Raw genomic sequence first — 16,508 nt, 5'->3', positions numbered from 1 at the left:
GGGATAGTGTCCCCTCAAAAAAAAAGCGGGCTATAAGCCCGCTTTTTCGTCAATCAGATGAACCTGGTCAGTCCTGGGCCTCGATTGACTTGGTGATGTACCACTGCTGAGAAATGGACAGCAGGTTGTTGGTTACCCAGTACAGTACCAGACCGGCAGGGAACCACAGGAAGAAGAAGGTAAAGATCACCGGCATCAGCTTCATCACACGAGCCTGCATGGGGTCAGGAGGTGTTGGAGAAAGAAGCTGCTGTGCGAACATGGAAGCACCCATGATCAGCGGCAGAATGAAGTAGGGGTCCATCTGGGACAGATCGTGAATCCAGCCCAGCCATGGAGCATGGCGCAGTTCCACAGATTCAATCAGTACCCAGTACAGGGCAATGAATACCGGCATCTGAACCAGGATTGGCAGACAGCCACCCATTGGGTTGACCTTCTCATCCTTGTACAGCTTCATCATGGCCTGGGACAGCGCCTGCTTGTCTTCTCCATGCTTCTCTTTCAGAGCCTGCATCTTCGGAGAGATCTTGCGCATCTTGGCCATAGAGGTGTAGCTGGCCTTCGACAGCGGGAAGAACAGACCCTTCACGATTATGGTCAGGGTAATAATGCTCCAACCCCAGTTACCCAGTACGGAGTGGATGTAGCTGAGCAGCAGGAACAGTGGCTTGGCAAACCACCACAGCATGCCGTAATCGATGGTCAGATCCAGACCCTGAGCCAGAGATTCGAGTACTTCCTGGTTCTTTGGACCTGCGTAAAGAGTGGCTCCAACAGTCTCTGTCTGGCCGGGAGCAACTTCAACAGTCGGCTCGACCACGCTGATTATGTTATCGCCCTTGTAAACACGAGTCTGGAAGGTATTTACTTGGTTCTGGTTAGGCACCCAGGCAGTTACGAAGTAGTGCTGCACGATAGCGGCATAGCCACCCTTGACCTTTTCCTTGAAGGGAGAGTCAGTGAAATCAGAGAAATCCAGTTTCTCGTAGTGCTTCTCTTCGGTTTTAACAGCAGCACCCAGATAGGTGTTGATATTACCGGAGCTGCTGATTTCACGGCTTGGGTCTTCAGTGTTGTCACGCTTCAGCTGGCTGTAGAAATTCCCTCTCCAGGTGCTGTCGCTGTTGTTCTGAATCCGGTAATCAACCTTGACCTGATAGGTTCCCTTGGTGAAGACGAAGCGTTTGGTGATATTGACACCATTATCTGCCTTCAGGGTCAGGTCAACATTCAGCTCCTGGCTGTTACCCAGGGAGTAAGATGTTTTGGCTGAGTTGTAGACAGGCTTGCCAAGGCGGTCAGGACCATTTGCGCCGGTCAGACCACTCTGGGCGATAAAAGTACGATGAGCGGTATTTTCCAGCAGTACGAAAGGTTCTGTCTGGCCTTTGACTCGTGGATACTTTGGAAGCTCGATACGGACAATGTCACCACCACGGGTATCAATTGTCATGATCAGGGTGTCGGTGGTTACAGTGACCAGTTCAGCAGAAGGCGCTGAGTCGTTGGTGTCAGGCAGAGAATCCTGAGCAAGATCTGGAGCATCAGAGGTTGCTGACGTGCTTTGTACAGCAGGAGCACTGGTTGCCGGAAGCTGGGCTTCAGTCTGGCTGACAGCTGGTGGCTGATTGTAGTCCTGGTTCCATTGCAGCACCGTCAGGTATCCCACAACAACCAGACCCGCGATTAAGAGGGTGCGTTGCAAATCCATGATTTAATGGCCATCGAAACGGTTGGTAGTGTCCGGTTCCGCCTTATTCATTGTCTGACTGCCTTTGCACGAAGGTACAGGATCGTAGCCTCCCTGGTGCCACGGATGGCAGCGAAGAAGTCGTCGACAGGAGAAATAACCGCCTTTGAGGAGCCCGTGAACGGTGATGGCTTCCCTGGCATAGGAGGAGCAGGAAGGGGAAAAACGGCAGTGGCTGGCCATAAGGGGGCTGATTCCGTACTGGTAACCCCTTATCAGTAACAGAACTAAAGACCTGAGCGGATTAAACATGTTCTGTACCTTTTTTATATGGCTAACCCCTGCGGAGGATTAATCTACAGGGGTTCGTGCCTTGGCAGGAGCTTTGGTGCCCGGCCTGGTTTGGCTCGTATCACGTTGTCCTGACCTTTTTTTAACGCGCAACCACTGCTTGTCTAGCAGGCTGTGCAGTTGCCTGTTATCAAGTTCACCCAGGCCCTTCCGAGCAAGGACAACATAGTCCAGCTCCGGAAGACTGTTCTGACTCAGTCGAAATGTTTCCCTGATAATGCGTTTGACCTTGTTACGGGCAACCGCAGTACGAATGTTCTTTTTGGCAATGACCAGACCCAGTCGAGGAATACCAAGGGTGTTCCTTCTTGCCAGGATAAGAAGATTTTTGTCGGAAACTTTTATCTCAGCTTTGTCAAAGACCCGTTTGAACTCAGATGCCTTCAGCAGCCTAAGGTTACGGCTGAACCCGAAGATCATATGCAGGCCTGAGAGCTATTAAGCGGACAGACGCTTACGGCCCTTGGCGCGACGGCGAGCCAAAACGGCACGGCCATTCTTGGTGGCCATACGGGAACGGAAACCGTGAGTACGCTTACGCTTCAGAACGCTAGGCTGAAAAGTTCTTTTCATGGTGATATCTACCCTTGGTGTTTCACTCGGAAACTATGAAAAAGGAAAATGACGCGCAATTTTAGGGAATACAGGAAATAGCGTCAATTTAAAAGATGTATATGGGGCACACAATTTGACATGGGTTGGTGGAAATCAACGGGCTGTTACAATTATTTTTGGATCATTCGTACCATTTTTCTCCAAAAATGTAACCACGAACCCTCGGTTTTCATTTAGCTGGTTTGTGAAATGTTCACAGATTACGGGGCTGGAATAGCCCTCTATCATGGGCTTTCTGGTCATATTTATCTTTTTACTAAGTAATTGTTCAGGTGGTTTTGCACAGAGATATCCACAGGTTGTGATATTTCCTCTCATCCCCTTTCGGTGTTATGCCTGGTCATTAACTACATGAAAAAAGTAATAAAAAATTAATATTCCCATCAAACATCGTTATTAACGGTGTGGATAACATTTTCTTAACGGGATAAAATGGTGTAACTATCAATATTTATATAGACAACTGTCGTTCAATGACCGGAGTTATCCCAGTGCCTCGTGAACTCTGGCAAAAGTGCATGGAAATCCTTCAGGATGAATTGCCTTCACAGCAATTCAATACCTGGTTGCGCCCGTTAAAAGTCATGGCAGACCACGATGAGTTGTGTCTTCTGGCGCCAAACCGGTTTGTCCTCGATTGGGTTAAAGACAAGTACTTGCCTCGTATCGAAGAAGTTTTAGTCGAACTGTCAGACGGTAACCCTCCAGCGATTGCTCTTGGGGTCAGTAACCGTCGGCCTTCTTTTGGTGGTTTTCGCGGGCAGTCGTCCAGAGGACGTAGCCTTGCTGCAGGCAATTCCCGTAGCAGCTCTTCCACGTTGTCATCGGCAAACTCTCGCTCGGCTTCTTTGAGGAACCGTCTCAGTCAAACAGACCATGACGACTCGCCTGAGCATAATGGCCAGACCAATCTGGATCTTTCCAGTCATCAAGCGCTGCCGGTTTCTGAAAGCAAGAGTGAGGCACTCTCTTCTTCCAGATCCACAAAAACCGCAGCTGAGCTGGAAAAGGAACTGGCTGGTGAAGGTGAAGTCAGTGATAATGAACGCGGTGTTACTCACGCGCCAGTTAGACGACAGATTTCTGATAATCCGCTAAGGAAAAAAGCTGATAATCTGGAACCTGTTTCTTCACAATCAGTTATTTCCGTTGCATCTGATCAGGAACCTGTTGCTCAGCACAGAATTCAACAGGGGTATGCTGAATCCCGGCCAATCCCTTCCTCTCCTCCGCGTCCCCGTCAGGAACGCACTGTGGAAGTGGAAGGAAGTATCAAGCATACAAGTTCTCTGAACCGAACTTTTATCTTTGATTCCTTTGTTGAAGGTAAATCAAACCAGCTTGCACTGGCAGCAGCGCGACAGGTTGCTGAGAACCCTGGGGCTGCTTATAACCCGCTCTTTTTGTACGGCGGTGTTGGTTTGGGTAAAACCCACCTTATGCATGCTGTGGGTAACGCCCTGGCTCGACAAAATGCTGATGCCAAGATTGTCTATCTGCATTCAGAGCGTTTTGTTGCTGACATGGTGAAAGCAATACAGCTGAACGCTTTTAATGATTTCAAGCGTTATTACCGTTCTGTTGATGCACTGCTGATTGATGACATCCAGTTTTTTGCTGGCAAGGAGCGCTCTCAGGAAGAGTTCTTCCATACCTTTAATGCGTTGCTTGAAGGTGGTCAGCAGATGATTCTGACCTGTGACCGTTATCCAAAAGAGATATCCGGTCTTGAAGAGCGGTTGAAATCACGTTTCGGTTGGGGACTGACAGTTGCGGTTGAACCGCCGGAACTGGAAACCCGCGTTGCCATTCTTATGAAGAAGGCTGAGCAGGCTAAAGTTGATTTACCCCATGAATCAGCCTTCTTTATTGCACAACGTATTCGCTCCAATGTTCGTGAGTTGGAAGGTGCTCTTAAACGAGTGATTGCCAGCGCCCACTTTATGGGTCGCAAAATTGATATTGACCTGATTCGTGAATCTCTGAAAGACCTGTTAGCTTTACAGGATAAGCAAGTCAGTATTGACAATATCCAGCGAACTGTTGCGGAATACTACAAGATTAAAATTTCGGACATACTGTCTAAGAGGCGCAGTCGTTCTGTTGCCCGCCCAAGGCAGATTGCCATGGCTCTGTCGAAGGAACTGACAAACCACAGTTTGCCGGAAATTGGTGACGCCTATGGAGGGCGTGACCATACAACAGTGTTACACGCTTGTCGCAAGGTGAAACAACTGTGTGAAACGGATAGTGAAATAGCCGAAGATCACAAGAATCTGCTTCGGTCACTCACCAGTTAACTTATCCAATGACTGACGAATTTCCTTAGCTAGAGGCGAGAAAGGAAACAATGAAATTTACCATTAACCGGGAAGCCCTGCTTAAGCCACTGCTGTTGGTTGCTGGAGTCGTTGAACGCAGGCAAACACTGCCCGTACTGTCCAATGTCTTGCTGGTAGTTGAAGGCGACACCCTGTCTCTGACCGGTACCGATCTGGAAGTAGAACTGGTTGGCCGTGTACATCTGGATAAACCAGCAGAAAGTGGTGAGATTACTGTTCCTGCCCGGAAGTTAATGGATATCTGTAAGTCTCTCCCGGAAGACAGCGAGATTACCTTCCAGGTAGAAGAGCAGCGAGTGATTTTCCGTTCCGGACGTTCTCGCTTCACTCTGTCCACTCTGCCTGCCAATGAATTCCCGAGCATTGAAGAAGAGTCTGGCTCTTTCTCTTTCTCCGTGAATCAGTCTCGCCTGCGTCGCCTGATCGACCGTACTGGTTTCGCCATGGCTCAGCAGGATGTTCGCTATTACCTGAACGGCATGCTGCTGGAGGTTCGTGAGCATGCCCTGCGTTCCGTTGCCACCGATGGCCACCGTCTGGCCATGTGCACCGTTGATGCTGATATCAGCCAGCAGGAGCGCCACCAAGTCATCGTTCCCCGTAAGGGTATTCTGGAGCTGGCGCGTCTTCTGACTGAAGGTGAAGAGATTGTGAATATCACTCTCGGTGCCAACCATATCCGCGCGACCACAGGTGATTTTATTTTCACCTCCAAACTTGTTGACGGTAAGTTCCCGGATTATGAGCGTGTTCTGCCCCGCGGCGGAGATAAGTTTGTTATAGGCGATCGTCAGACCCTGCGTTCTGCCCTGAACCGCGCGGCTATTCTCTCCAATGAGAAATACCGTGGTATTCGCCTGATTCTGGATCAGAATACTGTCAAGATCATGGCGAACAACCCAGAGCAGGAAGAAGCAGAGGAAGAGGTAACTGTAAACTTTGACGGTGGCTCTCTCGAAATTGGCTTCAACGTAAGCTATTTGCTGGATGTTCTCTCTGTTCTTGGTGGTGATGCAGTTAAGCTGATTCTCTCTGATCCAAACAGCAGTGCTCTGATTGAAGAGCCTGAGAACAGTGATTCAGTTTACGTTGTAATGCCCATGCGTCTGTAATGTCCTCATTGCAGACAGTTAAGGTTACGGATATTAGAAACCTGGTATCCGTAACACTCCTCCCCTCCCCGACCATTAATATTATCCATGGTGCCAATGGCAGCGGTAAGACCAGTATTTTGGAAGCCATTTACTTTCTGGGTATGGCTCGTTCCTTTCGGTCGTTGAGAATTAAGCCTGTGGTAAGGAATGGCCAGCCTGCGGCCACTGTCTTTGGTAAGGTGGCTAGCGAAAAGGCCAACTGGTCTATTGGGGTAAGTCGTGATCTTGAGTCGAATTTTCGAATCCAGATAAATGGTGAATCTTACAAACTCACTTCTTCCCTTGCCTCTATTCTTCCTCTGCAGGTTATTAACCCGGATACCTTTCGGTTGCTTGAAGGATCACCCAAAGATCGACGCCAGTTTCTGGATTGGGGAGTGTTCCACGTAGAACATCGATTCCTGGATGTTTGGAAAAGATTACAGAAAGCAATGAAACAGCGGAATGCATTGCTCCGTCATGGTAAAATAAGCGGTTCATTGCTTGAAGTCTGGGATCAGGAGTTTGCTCAAAATGGCAAACTTATTGACGAATTTCGGAAAAAATACTTCGATCTTCTCAATCCGGTGTTCGATAAAGCAATTCAGAACCTCTGTGGTGTTGAAGGTGTTCAGCTGACTTACCAGAGAGGCTGGGATAAAGAGAGTGATCTTTCAGATGTTTTGATAAGGTCGCTTTCCCGTGATTCAGAAGCCGGATATACCCAATGGGGTCCTCATCGGGCGGATATAAGGGTGAGATACAAAGGTGTGGCTGCAGTAGACAGCCTATCCAGGGGGCAGCAGAAAATCGTTGTTTGTGCTCTTAAACTTGCCCAGGGAATGTTGTTCTCCAGCCTTAATAACCATGGTTGTGTCTATCTTATTGATGACCTGCCATCTGAGCTCGATTTCCAGCACCGGCAGAGACTCTGTCAACTGCTCGAAACAATGAATTCACAGGTGTTTATAACCTGTGTAGAAAAAGATTCTCTGGGCTCCATATGGAGTCCGAATACAGAAGTAAAAATGTTCCACGTAGAACATGGAACGCTAATTGAAGATGCCGCCGAAGATCTGGAGCAGCATCTAAGGTCTGCCGGGGCTGCTGTATTGCCCTGATATGTGTAGACGAAGGATAACTTAACCAAACGCTGCCAGCTGGACCGGGAAGAGACAGCCATGAGCGAAAAGATATTTCCGGGAAATATCTTCATGGACAGATCGTCACCGGTTGGATATGCGCGGTTCTATTGGAGAGTGGCGGAATGAGTGATCAAACTTACAACGCATCAAATATCAAGGTGTTAAAAGGGCTGGATGCAGTCCGGAAGCGCCCTGGTATGTATATCGGAGATACGGATGATGGAACCGGTCTCCATCACATGGTCTTTGAGATTGTTGATAACTCAATCGACGAAGCCCTGGCGGGTCATTGCTCAGCAATAGATGTCATTATTCATCCAGATGAGTCTGTAACCGTTCGGGATGATGGTCGTGGTATTCCAACAGATATCCACGAAGAAGAAGGCGTGTCGGCTGCAGAAGTTATTATGACGGTTCTGCACGCTGGCGGTAAGTTTGACGACAATACCTACAAGGTATCTGGTGGTCTGCATGGCGTGGGTGTATCCGTTGTAAACGCCCTTTCCCGCGAGCTCCGGATGACCATTCGCCGGGCCGGTAAGGTACATCAGCAGATTTATGATCATGGTGTTCCCCGCGCACCCCTGGACGTTGTTGGTGAAACGGATCAAACGGGTACTGCTGTCACATTCTGGCCTTCTGAAGACACCTTCAACAATATCCACTACAGCTACGATATTCTCGCCAAGCGGCTGAGAGAACTCTCTTTCCTGAACTCAGGGGTATGCATCAACCTGAAGGATGAGAGAGATGGCCGTGAAGACCAGTTTATGTATGAAGGTGGTCTGAAGGCGTTTGTTGAATACCTTAATCAGAATAAAACAGCTGTTAATAAAGTTTTCCACTTCTCCACGCAGCACGAAGATGGCGTAGGTGTTGAGGTTGCCATGCAGTGGAACGATGGCTTCCAGGAAGGTATCCACTGCTTTACTAACAACATTACTAACAGGGATGGTGGTACCCACCTGGCTGGTTTCCGCTCTGCCCTGACTCGAACTCTGAATAATTACATTGAGTCTGAAGGTATAGCCAAGAAGCAGAAAGTAGGCACAACTGGCGATGATGCCCGGGAAGGCCTTACTGCCATTATTTCGGTAAAAGTACCTGATCCCAAGTTTTCATCTCAAACAAAGGATAAACTGGTTTCTTCCGAGGTGAAGACAGCGGTAGAGCAGGAGATGGGTAAGGCCCTATCCGAGTTCTTGGTCGAAAACCCACAGGAATCCAAGCTTGTTGTAAACAAGATGCTGGATGCTGCCCGTGCCCGTGAGGCTGCCCGTAAAGCCCGGGAAATGACGCGTCGTAAAGGTGCTCTGGATATTGCCGGTCTGCCAGGAAAGCTGGCTGACTGCCAGGAGAAGGATCCTGCCCTCTCCGAACTGTACATAGTGGAGGGTGACTCTGCGGGCGGTTCAGCCAAGCAGGGGCGCGATCGTAGAACTCAGGCCATTCTGCCGCTGAAAGGGAAAATCCTTAACGTCGAGAAGGCTCGTTTCGACAAGATGCTCTCTTCCCAAGAAGTAGGTACTTTGATTACAGCTTTGGGTTGCAGCATTGGTTTAGAAGAGTTCGATCCAGAAAAGTTACGTTACCACAGTATCATTATCATGACCGATGCTGATGTCGATGGTGCGCACATTCGGACACTGTTATTGACGTTCTTCTTCAGGCAAATGCGGGATCTAATCGAACGTGGGCATATCTTTATTGCCCAGCCTCCACTGTACAAAGTGAAGCGAGGAAAACAGGAACAGTACCTGAAAGACGATGAAGCGCTCCAAGAACACCTGACTACAGTTGCGCTGGAAGGCGCAAGCTTGCATGTAAATGAAGATGCTCCAGGGCTTGCGGATGAACAGCTTGAATCTCTGGTTTATGAGTTCCGAAGCGTTCAAGCAATTATTGAACGTTTATCACGCCTCTATCCAGCGAAGGTTCTGCAACAACTGATTTACTCTCCAAAGCTGACAGAAGATAATCTGAAAGACAGAGCGATCGTAGAGAAATGGGTGAATGAGCTGAATGACACCTTGGTAAACAAAGTGTCCAACGGTGACAAGATCAGTATGCGCCTGATCGAAGATCCTGAGATGCACAGCTATCTTCCAGAAGTCACAGTCTATGCTCATGGCCTCGAAACTGTTTATCTGTTCCAGCAGGAGTTCTTCTCCTCGAATGATTATGCCGCCATTATCAAGCTGGGTGAGAAACTCAACGGCTTGGTTGAGAACGGTGCATTCGTGAAGAAAGGTGAGAGAAATCAACCGGTTGACAGCTTTGAGCAAGCTCTGAACTGGCTGATGAATGAGTCTACCAAGCGCCATGGCATTCAGCGCTATAAGGGTCTGGGTGAAATGAACCCTGATCAGCTCTGGGAAACGACTATGGATCCTCTTAACCGCCGTATGCTCAAGGTTAGTGTTGAAGATGCTATTGCGGCAGACCAGATCTTCACCACCTTGATGGGCGATGCGGTCGAACCTCGTCGTGACTTTATTGAGAGTAACGCTTTGAAGGTTGCTAACCTCGACGTTTAATAATGAAAAAGAGCCGGTTTTGACCGACTCTTTTATATAACAGGTTGATGTAAATGGGTGATTTTCAGGCATTTATCAAGTCAGAACTCAATGAAGCACAGGAAGTCCTGAGCAAGTTCCTGGCTGACGAAAACCAGTTAGTAAAGATTCAAAATGCGGCAGAGCTGATAGCTGAATCTTTCAAAGCGGGTGGTAAGGTGATGTCTTGTGGCAACGGTGGATCTCACTGTGATGCCATGCACTTTGCTGAAGAGCTGACAGGGCGCTATCGGGAAAACCGACCTGGTTACGCTGGAATTGCGATTTCAGATCCCAGCCACCTGTCCTGCGTCAGCAATGATTTCGGCTATGAGCACGTCTTCAGCCGCTATCTCGAAGCTGTTGGTCGTTCTGGAGATGTTGTGCTGGGAATCAGCACCAGTGGAAACTCCGGCAATATTATCCGGGCATTTGAAGCAGCTCAGGCCAAGGGAATAAAGACTATTGCCCTGACCGGCAAGGACGGGGGAAAGATGGCAGGAATGGCGGATATTGAGATCTGTGTCCCTCACTTCGGGTATGCTGACCGGATCCAGGAAGTCCATATTAAAGTTATCCACATTTTAATTGGCTTAATTGAAAAGCTAATGGAATAAGTAAAAATTAATCCTTATAAAACCGGGCATTAGCCCGGTTTTTTTGTGGTCAGAATATCTAACAAGGTTGTTAATAATCTGAGGAAAAAAACAGAAATTGCTGTCAAAAGCTGTACAAAGGAATATATATAGCAAGGATAGCGATATGTTTAATATGAGTGATGGGCAGGTGCTAACCGGAAGAGAACAGCTTCAGCGCCAGCCTTTAAGAAAACCTACCAAACCCGACCAAATCAGAACCTTTCAGCAGTATCAGGTTCAACATCATCCTGCACAGATTTCTGTTGGAGCTGTCGGCAGGCAGCTCTCAGATGAGGATAGAAAGCTGCTGGATAAGTATGAAGTCACATCAGATTTCCTCCTGGATGAATTCAAAAGAGGATGCGCTGAGTCACGTAAGAGGAATAGCTCAGGAGAATCAAAGGTGGTCCACGGCTTGATTGTAGGCAGTGTATATATGTCATCAGGCTTGTTGCCAGCAATAGGGGTTGAGGCAGCTATTAATGTTGGAACACCACTCTTGTCTGGAGGTGTTCGTTATGTAAAAAGTCGATACAAGGGTGAGGTTGCGGTGTGCGACAGAGTTATTCAGTTACAGAAAGCAGAGCTTGAAGGCTTTGAAGAGAGTTCTGATAAGCAGCATAAAGCCTTAAAACGATGCAGGGACGATCTTGAAGATTGGTTTAGGGATGAAGATTGGTTTGAGGGAGATTTTGACGAGAAGAGCCTCAAAAAAATGAAGGTAGAAAACCAACAAAACTGGGATGAAGATATCGAGAAAGTAAGTGAATACGAAGACAAGATTCAAGTCGCTTGTTTTGAAGCCAGTGCAAACGGTGAATGCACTGAAGAAACTCCAGATGGAAGTGCTGAAACTCAAACACAAATTAAAGTGTATGAAGCTACACAGGAGTATCATAAGGAAGGATGTCGCAACGCTGAAGAAGTGGATAATTTTATAAGAGCTTATCCATATTTAGCAGGCGAGATGAATCATCTTCTTGAGCAGGAAGAGATTTGTCATACGCAATTAAGGGAGCTAACTAGTGATCGAGAAAAGCTGTTGCTGATCAAGCAAAGGATGTGACCCCTTCGATTGGAAAAGGGGTCATCATACGCTCAATGAGGAAGGTAAGTACCGAGCCAATCCTTGATCTCATTTGTAAGCTCAAGAGTGCTCTTATCTGTTGAGGAGATGGCTGGTCCAATACGAACTGTAATTTCACCAGGACGCTTCAACCACTTATCAGCGGGCCAATAACGTCCTGCGTTATGTGCAAGTGGAAGAACACAGGCCTCCGAGTGTCTTGCCAAAGCCGCTGTTCCCCGGTTGATCCTGCCAAGTTTTGGCCAGCGATGGCGAGTGCCTTCAGGGAAGATCAGTACCCAGTAATTTTCATTCAGACTATCGGTGCCCTTCTCTATCACCTGCTGGATAGCTGAACGGGAATCCTTCCTGTTGATAGGGATTGGTGATAAGCGTTTGAAAGCCCAGCCAAAGAAAGGAATTGAAAGCAGCTCTTCCTTGATCACTGTGGATTGAGGCGAAAACAGAACCTGCAGAAAGAAAGTTTCCCAGGGGGACTGGTGGTTACTGGCAATAATGCAGGGTTTATCAGGAATGTTATCCACACCTTCTACACGCCATGTAATACCACAGATATAGCGACATAAGTTGATAGATACAATCGCCCAGTTCCTGACAAAGAAAGGGTGGCACTTATGCTTGGGGATAAAAGGAACGGTTGTGATAATCAATATGGACCACAGAATTGTCCACAGGGTAATCACAATGTAAAACAGTATGGTTCTTGGCCAGAGCAGCAGTTCTTTCATCTTTACTCAGTCCCTGATAACAGACTTCGAAAACGCAAGGAGGTTATCGAAAATAGCAACATCGTTGAGACCCATACCTGAGCTCAGAGTTCGCATACCTTTTCCGGATTTTACCAGCACAGGGAGGCAATCACAGGAACGGGCTACTTCGATATCTTTGGCACTATCCCCAACAAACCAGGCTCCAGCAGAGCTGACATCAAGCTCCTTCTCTATCTGACGAACAAGCCCAGGCTGTGGTTTCCGGCAATCACAGTTATCAACAGGAGTATGTGGGCAAAACTTAATGCACGCGATGCTGCCGCCCTGCTCTTCTACAAGTCCAAGCATTTTGCCATGCATATCATTGAGCGTTTGCTGTGAGTAATATCCTCTGCCCAGGCCGGACTGATTGGTAGCAACTGCAATGGTAAAGCCGGCTTTGGAAAGGTTGGCTATAGCCTCGATACTACCGGGAACTGGCTGCCACTCATCTACCGACTTAATGTAATTGTCTGAATCCTCGTTAATAACGCCGTCGCGATCGAGAATGATCAACTTCATCTAATAGATGTCCATAGAGTGGCTTAAGGGGGAAATAATAAATAAAAAATGCGGCCGTAGCCGCACTTTTTCTTATGGAGGGCTGTGCCCTCCTGTGCTCAGCATGCCATTATCCAGAAATCCTATAGAGTATCTGTTGGCATTCTGAGCCTTTTTGTAACGATTAGCTCGTTTGTAACAGGGAAATGTCTGCAACATGCATGAACAGGTTATGAAGTTGCTTCAGCAGAGCATAACGGTTCAGCTTCACCTGCTCGTCCTCTGCATTCACCATAACCTGATCAAAGAATGTATCAACCGGGTTCTTGAGAGTCGCCAGCTTGTTCATCGCAGTGTTGTATTCACCAGCAGCCAGCAGAGGCTCAACATTGCTGCGACACTCAGCCAAAGCAATATCCAGATCCCTTTCTGCAGCTTCCTTCAGCAATGCGCTGTCGACACTGTCAGGAATGACCATATCACCACCCTTGGCAAGGATGTTTGATACACGCTTGTTGGCAGATGCCAGGGCAGAAGCTTCAGGAAGCTCCATAAAGCCAGCAGTGGCGCGAACACGCTTGTCAAAGTCGTAAGGACGGGATGGCTTGAGCGCACGAACAGCAAGGAAGACCTCAACTGCGATCTTCTCATCCTGATACCAGGCGCGGAAACGATCCAGCATAAAGTCGAGAACAGTATCCGCAAGATCAGAACCCGCAGGCAGATCTACACCCTGCTCCTTGTAGCAGGCAATGGATTCATTAATCAGGGCGCGCAGGTCAAGGTTGAGTTTCTTCTCAACAATAATGCGAAGTACGCCGAGTGTCGCACGGCGAAGTGCGAATGGATCCTTGCTGCCAGACGGTGGCTGCTTGATACCAAAGATACCGGTAATGGTATCAATCTTGTCAGCGATAGCTACGGAGCAGCCAGTCAGAGATGCAGGCAGCTCATCGCCAGCGAAACGTGGCATGTACTGTTCGTTCAGTGCACGACTAACGTCGTCATGCTCGCCGTCGTGACGGCCATAGTACATGCCCATGATTCCCTGAAGCTCCGGGAACTCCAGAACCATTTCAGAAACCAGGTCAGACTTACAAAGCTCGCCAGCTCTTTTAGCATTGTCCTTGTTGCCATCTTCCTGCTCGGCAATAAACGCCGACAGAAGTGCGACACGTTCTGTCTTGTCATAAAGAGAGCCAAGAATTGACTGAAAGACGATAGGTTTCAGTTTTTCGCGATTGGCGTTCAGAGTCGTCCTTTTGTCTGTTTCAAAGAAGAAACGGGCGTCAGCCAGTCGTGGACGGATAACCTTTTCATTACCGGAGATAACTTCGGAAGGCTTCTTGCTTTCGATATTAGTGATGGTGATGAAGTAAGGCATCAGCTGACCTTTCTGGTCAACCACATGGAAATACTTCTGATGTTCTTTCATGGAAGAAACCAGAGCTTCAGCCGGTACTTCCAGAAACTCTTCATCAAAGTGGCCTGTCAGCGCGGAGGGCCATTCATTAAGAGAGGCAACTTCATCCAGAAGGTCTTCATCAATAACGGCAACGCCGCCAAGCTTTTCTGCTTCCGCCTTCACCTGAGTCTGAATTGTCTGGCGGCGATCGTCATAATCAACAACAACGTAACCGGTGTCTTTCAGCAGGGACTTGTATTCAGAAGGCTTGTTAATGGTGACATTCTGATTGAAGTGGAAACGATGACCACGGCTGTCACGACCTGATTTCAGATCAAGAATTTCACAATTAACAACTTCTTCACCAAGGAGCGTGACCAGCCACTGAGCAGGACGCACAAACTCTGTACGCTTGTTGCCCCAGCGCATGCGCTTGGGAATTGGCAGCTCGTCGAGAGAAGCCGTAATGATTTCCGGAATCAGATCTTTTGTCGATTTACCCTGTTCAACAGAGCGATAAACCAGCCATGCACCCTTATCAGTCTCGAGGCGCTCAAGTTTGCTGACTTCAACACCACAGGAGCGGGCAAAGCCCTGGCAGGCTTTGGTTGGGTTGCCATCGGCATCAAAGGCAGCCTGTACAGCTGGGCCACGGCGCTCGCTGTTTTTATCTGGCTGACTTGTTTCCAGGTCATTGATCAGCAGAGCCAGACGGCGTGGGGCTGCATAAGGTGTGTAGCTGCTGAACTTCAGACCGGCCATTTCCAGACGAGTGACGATACCGGAAGTAAAAGCATTAGAGAGCTTACGCAGAGCTTTTGGGGGCAGCTCTTCAGTGCCCAGTTCTACCAGAAAATCCTGAGTGGACATCAGTTGCTCTCCTGCTTCATGCTTTCATCTTTCATAAGAAGCTCTTCACGGATTTTGTCATCGGCCAGAGGGAAGCCCAGTTTCTTACGGGCATCAAAGTAAGCCTGAGCGACTGCGCGAGCCAGCGTGCGAACACGCAAAATAAAACGCTGACGTTCGGTCACGGAGATAGCATGGCGGGCATCCAGCAGATTGAATGCATGGGATGCTTTCAGGGTGAACTCGTAAGCTGGCAGCGGCAGGCCAAGTTCAACCAGGCGCCTGGATTCACGCTCAAAGTAGTCAAACTGTTCGAACAGAACCTTGGTGTCGGCATGTTCAAAGTTATAAGTGGACTGCTCGACTTCGTTCTGATGATAAACATCACCGTAAGTCACGTCGCCCTGTGGGCCGCGGGCCCAAATCAGGTCATAAACGCTGTCGACTTCCTGGATATACATGGCCAGACGCTCAAGGCCATAAGTGATCTCACCGGTAACCGGATAGCACTCAAGACCACCGGCCTGCTGGAAGTAAGTGAACTGGGTGACTTCCATACCGTTCATCCAGACTTCCCAGCCAAGACCCCAGGCACCCAGAGTTGGGGATTCCCAGTTATCTTCAACAAAACGGATATCGTGAACCAGTGGGTCGATACCCAGGGCTCTCAGGGAGTCCAGATACAGATCCTGGAAGTTGGCGGGGTTGGGCTTCATCACAACCTGGAACTGGTAGTAATGTTGCAGACGGTTGGGGTTCTCACCATAACGGCCGTCTGTTGGACGACGGCTGGGCTGAACGTACGCAGCGTTCCAGTTTTCTGGTCCGATAGCTCGCAGGAAAGTGGCCGGGTGGAATGTGCCGGCCCCGACTTCCATATCCAGAGGCTGCATCACCACACAGCCGTGGCTTGCCCAGAATTCCTGAAGGGTGAGTATCAGTCCCTGAAAAGTACTGACATCTGGCGCATTCTGATTGGTCACAGTACCACCTCGAGTTAGGTCCAAAGCTCTATAAAGCAAGTTGAACAAGTAAGAATGTAGCGATTATACCCTAGAAGTCCTGTAGAGAGTGGCAGGGAAAGTCCATAGAAATTGAAAGATATATGCCTTGAAGTTCATAAACACGTAAAAATCAGAGAAAAAATCTTAATAATATATCTGATATATGGAGGGTTCTAAGCAAGCACATTGAAAAAGAAAAGTTGGCTATGTGATTTAGTAATTTGCAATAAATAAGTTAGGAAATCGTTTTCTTTGCGGGAATAAACGAACTCCGTGTGGTTTCAGGAAGTATATAAATGTAAATATTGAGCATAAATTAGAACAGTGACCTTTGAGCTGATTGTAAATTCAGGCTGACAAATATAGAGTATGCTCTGTAAGTTGGGCGTTTTTTAAGCAGTATCCGTTCAACTGGGTGTCCGCTATATGCGCCAGTATGCC

General features: G+C 48.2%; 14 protein-coding genes. 6 read left to right on the top strand and 8 right to left on the bottom strand.

Annotated features, from left to right (window positions below; translation table 11 throughout):
• Positions 1-67 precede the first annotated feature (67 nt).
• From yidC to rpmH, 4 genes are read right to left on the bottom strand one after another with little or no spacing between them, the layout of a single operon-like run.
• Positions 68-1,714, bottom strand: a complete 1,647-nt coding sequence (yidC, locus tag M3P05_RS01165; RefSeq protein ID WP_249697394.1) for a membrane protein insertase YidC — start codon at positions 1,712-1,714, stop codon at positions 68-70.
• Between the two features lie 3 nt (positions 1,715-1,717).
• Positions 1,718-2,005: a membrane protein insertion efficiency factor YidD gene (yidD, locus tag M3P05_RS01160; protein WP_283777621.1), complete on the bottom strand. Its 288-nt coding sequence runs from the start codon at positions 2,003-2,005 to the stop codon at positions 1,718-1,720.
• A gap of 39 nt (positions 2,006-2,044) precedes the next feature.
• A complete protein-coding gene (gene rnpA, locus M3P05_RS01155; protein WP_249697392.1) occupies positions 2,045-2,464 on the bottom strand; it encodes a ribonuclease P protein component in 420 nt (139 codons plus the stop codon).
• Between the two features lie 18 nt (positions 2,465-2,482).
• Positions 2,483-2,617: a 50S ribosomal protein L34 gene (gene rpmH, locus M3P05_RS01150; protein ID WP_249697391.1), complete on the bottom strand. Its 135-nt coding sequence runs from the start codon at positions 2,615-2,617 to the stop codon at positions 2,483-2,485.
• Positions 2,618-3,132: 515 nt separating this feature from the next.
• Between rpmH and dnaA the strand changes: the two genes are divergently transcribed.
• The 6 genes from dnaA to M3P05_RS01120 all read left to right on the top strand — a co-directional run bounded on the left by dnaA (position 3,133) and on the right by M3P05_RS01120 (position 11,538).
• Positions 3,133-4,959 (top strand): chromosomal replication initiator protein DnaA, encoded by a 1,827-nt coding sequence (gene dnaA / locus M3P05_RS01145; protein ID WP_283777620.1) that lies wholly within the window; start codon positions 3,133-3,135, stop codon positions 4,957-4,959.
• Between the two features lie 50 nt (positions 4,960-5,009).
• A complete protein-coding gene (dnaN, locus tag M3P05_RS01140; RefSeq protein ID WP_249697390.1) occupies positions 5,010-6,113 on the top strand; it encodes a DNA polymerase III subunit beta in 1,104 nt (367 codons plus the stop codon).
• Entirely contained in the window at positions 6,113-7,255 is a 1,143-nt protein-coding gene (gene recF / locus M3P05_RS01135) for a DNA replication/repair protein RecF (RefSeq protein WP_249697389.1), read from the top strand. The genes dnaN and recF overlap by 1 nt, the downstream gene beginning before the upstream one ends.
• Before the next feature lie 146 nt (positions 7,256-7,401).
• Positions 7,402-9,816 (top strand): DNA topoisomerase (ATP-hydrolyzing) subunit B, encoded by a 2,415-nt coding sequence (gene gyrB / locus M3P05_RS01130; protein WP_249697388.1) that lies wholly within the window; start codon positions 7,402-7,404, stop codon positions 9,814-9,816.
• A gap of 53 nt (positions 9,817-9,869) precedes the next feature.
• Entirely contained in the window at positions 9,870-10,451 is a 582-nt protein-coding gene (lpcA, locus tag M3P05_RS01125) for a D-sedoheptulose 7-phosphate isomerase (protein ID WP_249697387.1), read from the top strand.
• A gap of 145 nt (positions 10,452-10,596) precedes the next feature.
• The gene (locus tag M3P05_RS01120) at positions 10,597-11,538 is read left to right on the top strand and encodes a hypothetical protein (RefSeq protein ID WP_249697386.1); all 942 of its coding nucleotides are present in this window, start codon (positions 10,597-10,599) and stop codon (positions 11,536-11,538) included.
• 32 nt (positions 11,539-11,570) lie between these two features.
• Here the strand turns inward: M3P05_RS01120 and M3P05_RS01115 are convergent, their stop codons facing one another.
• From M3P05_RS01115 to glyQ, 4 genes are all read right to left on the bottom strand, one after another.
• Positions 11,571-12,287: a lysophospholipid acyltransferase family protein gene (locus tag M3P05_RS01115; protein WP_249697385.1), complete on the bottom strand. Its 717-nt coding sequence runs from the start codon at positions 12,285-12,287 to the stop codon at positions 11,571-11,573.
• A gap of 6 nt (positions 12,288-12,293) precedes the next feature.
• A complete protein-coding gene (gmhB, locus tag M3P05_RS01110) occupies positions 12,294-12,830 on the bottom strand; it encodes a D-glycero-beta-D-manno-heptose 1,7-bisphosphate 7-phosphatase (RefSeq protein ID WP_249697384.1) in 537 nt (178 codons plus the stop codon).
• A gap of 163 nt (positions 12,831-12,993) precedes the next feature.
• Positions 12,994-15,084: a glycine--tRNA ligase subunit beta gene (glyS, locus tag M3P05_RS01105; protein WP_249697383.1), complete on the bottom strand. Its 2,091-nt coding sequence runs from the start codon at positions 15,082-15,084 to the stop codon at positions 12,994-12,996.
• Positions 15,084-16,046, bottom strand: coding sequence for a glycine--tRNA ligase subunit alpha (glyQ, locus tag M3P05_RS01100; protein ID WP_249697382.1), 963 nt, complete (start codon positions 16,044-16,046; stop codon positions 15,084-15,086). The genes glyS and glyQ overlap by 1 nt, the downstream gene beginning before the upstream one ends.
• Positions 16,047-16,508 lie beyond the last annotated feature (462 nt).

The sequence above is a fragment of the Parendozoicomonas callyspongiae genome (assembly GCF_023502345.1).
Lineage (GTDB): Bacteria > Pseudomonadota > Gammaproteobacteria > Pseudomonadales > Endozoicomonadaceae > Sansalvadorimonas > Sansalvadorimonas callyspongiae.
Note: the sequence above shows the minus strand (reverse complement) of the source record. Positions and strands in the feature narration are given on the sequence as shown.